This window comes from Brevundimonas sp., from assembly GCF_036659295.1.
In the GTDB taxonomy this organism is placed as follows: domain Bacteria; phylum Pseudomonadota; class Alphaproteobacteria; order Caulobacterales; family Caulobacteraceae; genus Brevundimonas.
This window is the reverse complement of sequence record NZ_JAVXCU010000127.1, coordinates 1-4,711: the sequence shown is the minus strand read 5'-3', so window position 1 is coordinate 4,711 and position 4,711 is coordinate 1. Positions and strand designations below refer to the sequence as shown.

7 protein-coding genes and 1 tRNA gene are annotated in these 4,711 nt (G+C 58.6%); 1 reads left to right on the top strand and 7 read right to left on the bottom strand.

Annotation, left to right across the window (positions count from 1 at the left end):
* From RSB01_RS13550 to RSB01_RS13525, 6 genes are all read right to left on the bottom strand, one after another.
* A partial coding sequence (locus RSB01_RS13550; protein WP_332625675.1) for a hypothetical protein occupies positions 1-262 on the bottom strand: 262 nt, incomplete at its 3' end.
* Positions 262-930 carry an NADH-quinone oxidoreductase subunit NuoE gene (gene nuoE / locus RSB01_RS13545; RefSeq protein ID WP_332592128.1) on the bottom strand — a complete coding sequence of 223 codons (669 nt, stop codon included), beginning with the start codon at positions 928-930 and terminating at the stop codon, positions 262-264. The genes nuoE and RSB01_RS13550, both read right to left, overlap by 1 nt.
* Positions 927-2,105, bottom strand: coding sequence for an NADH-quinone oxidoreductase subunit D (locus RSB01_RS13540; protein WP_332620651.1), 1,179 nt, complete (start codon positions 2,103-2,105; stop codon positions 927-929). Before RSB01_RS13540 ends, nuoE begins: the two co-directional genes overlap by 4 nt.
* Before the next feature lie 100 nt (positions 2,106-2,205).
* Positions 2,206-2,820: an NADH-quinone oxidoreductase subunit C gene (locus RSB01_RS13535; protein WP_332620649.1), complete on the bottom strand. Its 615-nt coding sequence runs from the start codon at positions 2,818-2,820 to the stop codon at positions 2,206-2,208.
* Positions 2,817-3,437: an NADH-quinone oxidoreductase subunit B gene (locus tag RSB01_RS13530; protein WP_167177307.1), complete on the bottom strand. Its 621-nt coding sequence runs from the start codon at positions 3,435-3,437 to the stop codon at positions 2,817-2,819. Before RSB01_RS13530 ends, RSB01_RS13535 begins: the two co-directional genes overlap by 4 nt.
* A complete protein-coding gene (locus RSB01_RS13525; protein ID WP_332620430.1) occupies positions 3,407-3,784 on the bottom strand; it encodes an NADH-quinone oxidoreductase subunit A in 378 nt (125 codons plus the stop codon). The genes RSB01_RS13530 and RSB01_RS13525 overlap by 31 nt, the downstream gene beginning before the upstream one ends.
* A 406-nt stretch (positions 3,785-4,190) precedes the next feature.
* Here RSB01_RS13525 and RSB01_RS13520 point away from each other — a divergent pair.
* Positions 4,191-4,267, top strand: a tRNA-Asp gene (locus RSB01_RS13520).
* A 128-nt stretch (positions 4,268-4,395) separates the two neighbouring features.
* On the opposite strand, the gene RSB01_RS13515 is transcribed toward RSB01_RS13520, so the two are convergent.
* A partial coding sequence (locus tag RSB01_RS13515) for a glycosyltransferase (protein WP_332625672.1) occupies positions 4,396-4,711 on the bottom strand: 316 nt, incomplete at its 5' end.

Here is a 4,711-nt window from a genome sequence, read left to right as displayed (position 1 = left end):
CTTCAGCCATGCGGCGTTTGTGGTGGCGGGTGCGTTGGAAAATGGACGTAATGACCAGTATCCAACCGGCAAATAGCATGCCGTACGCAACCTTCACCGCATCTTGGGTCAGGCCAAAGCGGCCTTCCTGTGCGAATACAACAAGCAGGGCCGCGACAACGATCAGCACAAAGCCGCCAAGACGCAGTTTCCACCCTACCCGCTTCAATTCAGAGCGATAGGCCGATCTGCCTTCCGGTGTTTCGAGGTCGGGCCGTGCCATCAGGCGTCAACCTTCTTCGGTTCCGAGTTCGGCAGCTTTTTGATCTTCTTGGCTGCCGAGCCGTCATAAAGCGCCGGATCAAGCAGGACCTTGGCCCCGCCGACAGGTGCCGCATTGTGACGGCCGCAATAACTACCAGCCTTCGGCGTCTTGCCAGCGGCGAAGTCGTCGATGATCTGGGCCATGTTTTCCGGCGTCAGGTCTTCGTAATACAGGTCGTTGATCTGGGCGACCGGCGCATTGGAGCAAGCGCCAATGCACTCGACTTCCTGCCAGGTGAAACGACCGTCGGCGGACAGCTTGTCCTTCGGGCCGATCTTTTCCTTGCAGACGCGCATCAGGTCCTGCGAACCGCGCAGCATGCACTGCGTGGTGCCGCACACCTGGATCAGAGCAACCTTACCGACCGGCTCCAGCATGAACATGGTGTAGAAGGTGGCCACTTCCAGAACGCGGATATAGGCCATACCCAGCAATTCGGCGGTCGCACGGATAGCCGGTTCGGAGACCCAGCCTTCCTGCTTCTGTACCAGCCACAAGACCGGGATCACAGCCGACTGGCGGCGCGATTCCGGATACTTCTTGATCCACCACTGGGCCTTTTCCATGGTTTCCTTCGAAAACTCGAAGGAAGCCGGCTGGACCTTGGCCAGACGACGAGCGCTCATCGGTCAACTTCTCCGAACACCATGTCTAGCGAGCCGAGGATGGCGGACACGTCGGCCAGCATGTGACCACGGTTCATCCAGTCCATTGCCTGCAGGTGGCGGAAGCCAGGTGCAGACAGCTTGACGCGGTAAGGTTTGTTGGTGCCGTCCGACACCAGATACACGCCGAATTCGCCCTTGGGCGCTTCGACAGCCGCATACACTTCGCCTTCAGGAGTCCTGAAGCCTTCGGTGTACAGTTTGAAGTGGTGGATCAGCGCTTCCATCGAACGCTTCATCTCGCCACGACGCGGCGGGGTGACTTTGTTGTCTTCGGCCAGAACCGGTTCGCCCGGGCAGTTGCGCAGTTTATGTACGCACTGTTCCATGATGCGGATCGACTGGCGCATCTCTTCGACGCGGCAGAGGTAACGGTCCCAGCAGTCGCCGTTCTTGCCGACGACAATGTCGAATTCCATATCGGCATAGCAGTCATAAGGCTGGGCCTTACGAATATCCCACGCGATATCCGAACCACGCAGCATGACGCCCGAGAAGCCCCAGGCCAGTGCCTGTTCCTTCGAGACGACGCCGATGTCGACGTTACGCTGTTTGAAGATACGGTTTTCCGTCACCAGCTTTTCGATGTCGTCGAGAGCGCGCGGGAATTCCTTGCACCACAGGTCGATGTCGTCGATCAGCTCCGGCGTCAGGTCCTGATGGACGCCGCCCGGACGGAAGTAGTTGGCGTGCAGACGCGCGCCACAGGCACGCTCGTAGAACACCATCAGCTTTTCGCGCTCTTCGTGGCCCCACAGCGGCGGGGTCAGAGCGCCCACGTCCATGGCTTGCATGGTCGAGTTCAGCAGGTGGTTCAGGATGCGGCCGATTTCCGAGTACAGAACGCGGATGAGCTGGCCACGGTAAGGCACCTCGACGCCCAACAGGCGCTCGATAGCCAGACAGAAGGCGTGCTCCTGGTTCATCGGGGACACATAGTCCAGACGATCCAGATACGGGATGTTCTGCAGATAGGTACGCGCTTCCATCAGCTTTTCGGTGCCACGGTGCAGCAGGCCGATATGCGGATCAACGCGGGTCACCAGTTCGCCGTCCAACTCCAGCACCAGACGCAGCACACCGTGCGCAGCCGGGTGTTGCGGGCCGAAGTTGATGGTGAATTTACGATCGTCCATCGCACGGGCGTGCGGGGTCAGACCGTCTTCGTAATCCTCGAAAGGATCGACAGTGACGCCCAGAGGACGTGCGGGGGTGTTATGTCCGTCAGCCATAGACTTAGGCTCCTGCCTTCTCGTCGCCGGGCAGCGGATATTCCGCACCTTCCCACGGCGAGAGGAAATCAAACGAACGGTATTCCTGAGCCAGTTTCACCGGCTCATAGACCACACGCTTCTGCTCTTCGTCGTAACGAACTTCGACATAGCCCGTCATCGGGAAGTCTTTACGCAGCGGGTGACCCTGGAAACCGTAGTCGGTCAGGATGCGGCGCATGTCGGGGTGATCCGAGAAGATCATGCCATACATGTCGAAGGCTTCACGCTCGAACCAACCGGCCGACGGGTAAACCGAAACCACGCTGGGGACCGGTTGCACTTCGTCGGTCTGTACCTTGACGCGCAGACGCGCAGCACGGGTCAGCGACAGCAGATGATAAACCACTTCGAAACGCTCTTCGCGATCCGGATAGTCGGCACCACAGACATCCATCAGCTGTTGGAAGCCGAACGTATCACGCAGCGAACGCATGATTTCGACAATCTGCTCGCGCGGGGCGATCAGGGTCAGCTCGCCAAAAGCAACAACAGCCTCGACACCCAGTGCCGCGACCATTTCCGTACCCAGCGGGGTCAGGGCCGATTCACGCTCGGCCACGCGGACGAGTTCGCTCATCGTTCAATGCTCCCGGTACGACGGATCTTCTTCTGCAGTTGCAGAATACCGTACAGCAGGGCCTCGGCAGTCGGCGGGCAGCCCGGGACGTAAACATCAACCGGCACCACGCGATCGCAACCGCGAACGACGCTGTAGGAATAGTGGTAGTAGCCGCCGCCATTGGCACACGAACCCATCGAGATGACGTAGCGCGGCTCGGGCATCTGGTCATAGACCTTGCGCAGAGCCGGAGCCATCTTGTTGGTCAGCGTACCGGCGACGATCATCAGGTCCGACTGGCGCGGCGAACCACGCGGAGCCGTACCGAAACGTTCCAGATCGAAACGCGGCATCGACAGGTGGATCATTTCCACCGCGCAGCAGGCCAGACCGAACGACATCCACATCAGCGAACCCGTACGGGCCCAGGTGATGACGTCGTCCAGCGAGGTCGTCAGGAAGCCCTGCTCACCCAGTTCGGTGTTTACGGCCTCGAAAAACTTGTCGTGGACCTTGGGGTCATAACCCTCGACGGTCGAGCGTGCGGCGGTGCCAGCGGGCACCAATGGCGACGACGGTGCAATAACCGACGACGAAGGCGTGATCACTGCCATTCCAGTGCTCCCTTCTTCCATTCGTAGATGAAGCCCACGGTCAGGACGCCGAGGAAGGCCATCATCGACCAGAACGCAAACACCATTTCACTGTGCGACAGGTCAAACAGTGACACTGCCCACGGGAACAGGAATGCGATCTCGAGATCGAAGATGATGAACAGGATCGACACCAGATAGAATCGGACGTCGAACTTCATGCGTGCGTCATCAAAGGCATTAAAGCCGCACTCATAAGCCGACACCTTTTCGGTGTCCGGATTTTTGGGAGCCAGCACCCATGCTGCAAGCATGAAGGCGCAACCCAAAACTATTGCGATCCCGAGGAAAACGACGATCGGTAGGTAATCTAGAAGAAATTCATTCATTCGAGCTGCCTCGCCCGCCGATAAGAGGGGCGGATTCGGCGCTTCTTAGACCCAACTACGCCAGTGTTCAAACCCATGAGGCCAATAAGACCACATTGAGAATGTTTCGCAAAAGACTGGCATTTTCAGAGGTCTGCGTTACGCCAAGAAAACGACTGTATTGGTGACGCTTGAACCACATTTATGTTCCGCGCCCTACCCCTGCTTTAAACGTAAATACGGGCCAAAATCCTGCATTCTTACGTGTGAGGAAGGCTCGCCCCTCTCCTAGTCGGGGCCAAGTTGCGGATATTTTCGATAAATTTCGCAAAAAAGCATTTATCTTCAACTGGTCGCTTGACGGCGGGCTCGGCCCCGCATAAACGACGCCCCTCGCCGCAGCGCATCGCCGCTCCGGCTGGGAAACGCGGGTGTAGCTCAGTTGGTTAGAGTGCCGGCCTGTCACGCCGGAGGTCGCGGGTTCGAGCCCCGTCACTCGCGCCACTCTTCTTCTTTAAAATCTTTTAGAAGCAAGAGTGGCGCAGCCGCCCTTTCCCCTCTCCAGACAAACTTAGCCTGCTAAACTTAAGTCGCCTTCGCAAGAAGCGCGACCCGATTCCCGCATCGCCAGATCATCCGGTCAGCCGAATATCTGGCGTCGGCATGGCGAACTGCGGACAGCCACTGACCTCGGCATAAAGCATGCCCAGTTCCTCGAACACGCGCGGCCATGCAAACTGTTCAACGGTTTTTATACGGGCCGCCGCGCCCAGCGCCTCGATATCGCGCTCGAACAGGGCCTCGATTGCCGCAGCATAGTCATCGGCATTGGCGCGCTCGGCCAACTGGCCCACACGATCATCGACCGTTTCGGCCACACCACCCGAATTGACCCCCACCACAGGGCGGCCACAGGCCATAGCCTCAAGGACAATCAGGCCAAATGGC

Excerpts from the sequence above, each read along its gene's own strand:
- nuoE (WP_332592128.1), bottom strand. The coding sequence starts at position 930 with ATGAGCGCTCGTCGTCTGGCCAAGGTCCAGCCGGCTTCCTTCGAGTTT.
- RSB01_RS13540 (WP_332620651.1), bottom strand. The coding sequence starts at position 2,105 with ATGGACGATCGTAAATTCACCATCAACTTCGGCCCGCAACACCCGGCT.
- RSB01_RS13535 (WP_332620649.1), bottom strand. The coding sequence starts at position 2,820 with ATGAGCGAACTCGTCCGCGTGGCCGAGCGTGAATCGGCCCTGACCCCG.
- RSB01_RS13530 (WP_167177307.1), bottom strand. The coding sequence starts at position 3,437 with ATGGAAGAAGGGAGCACTGGAATGGCAGTGATCACGCCTTCGTCGTCG.
- RSB01_RS13525 (WP_332620430.1), bottom strand. The coding sequence starts at position 3,784 with ATGAATGAATTTCTTCTAGATTACCTACCGATCGTCGTTTTCCTCGGG.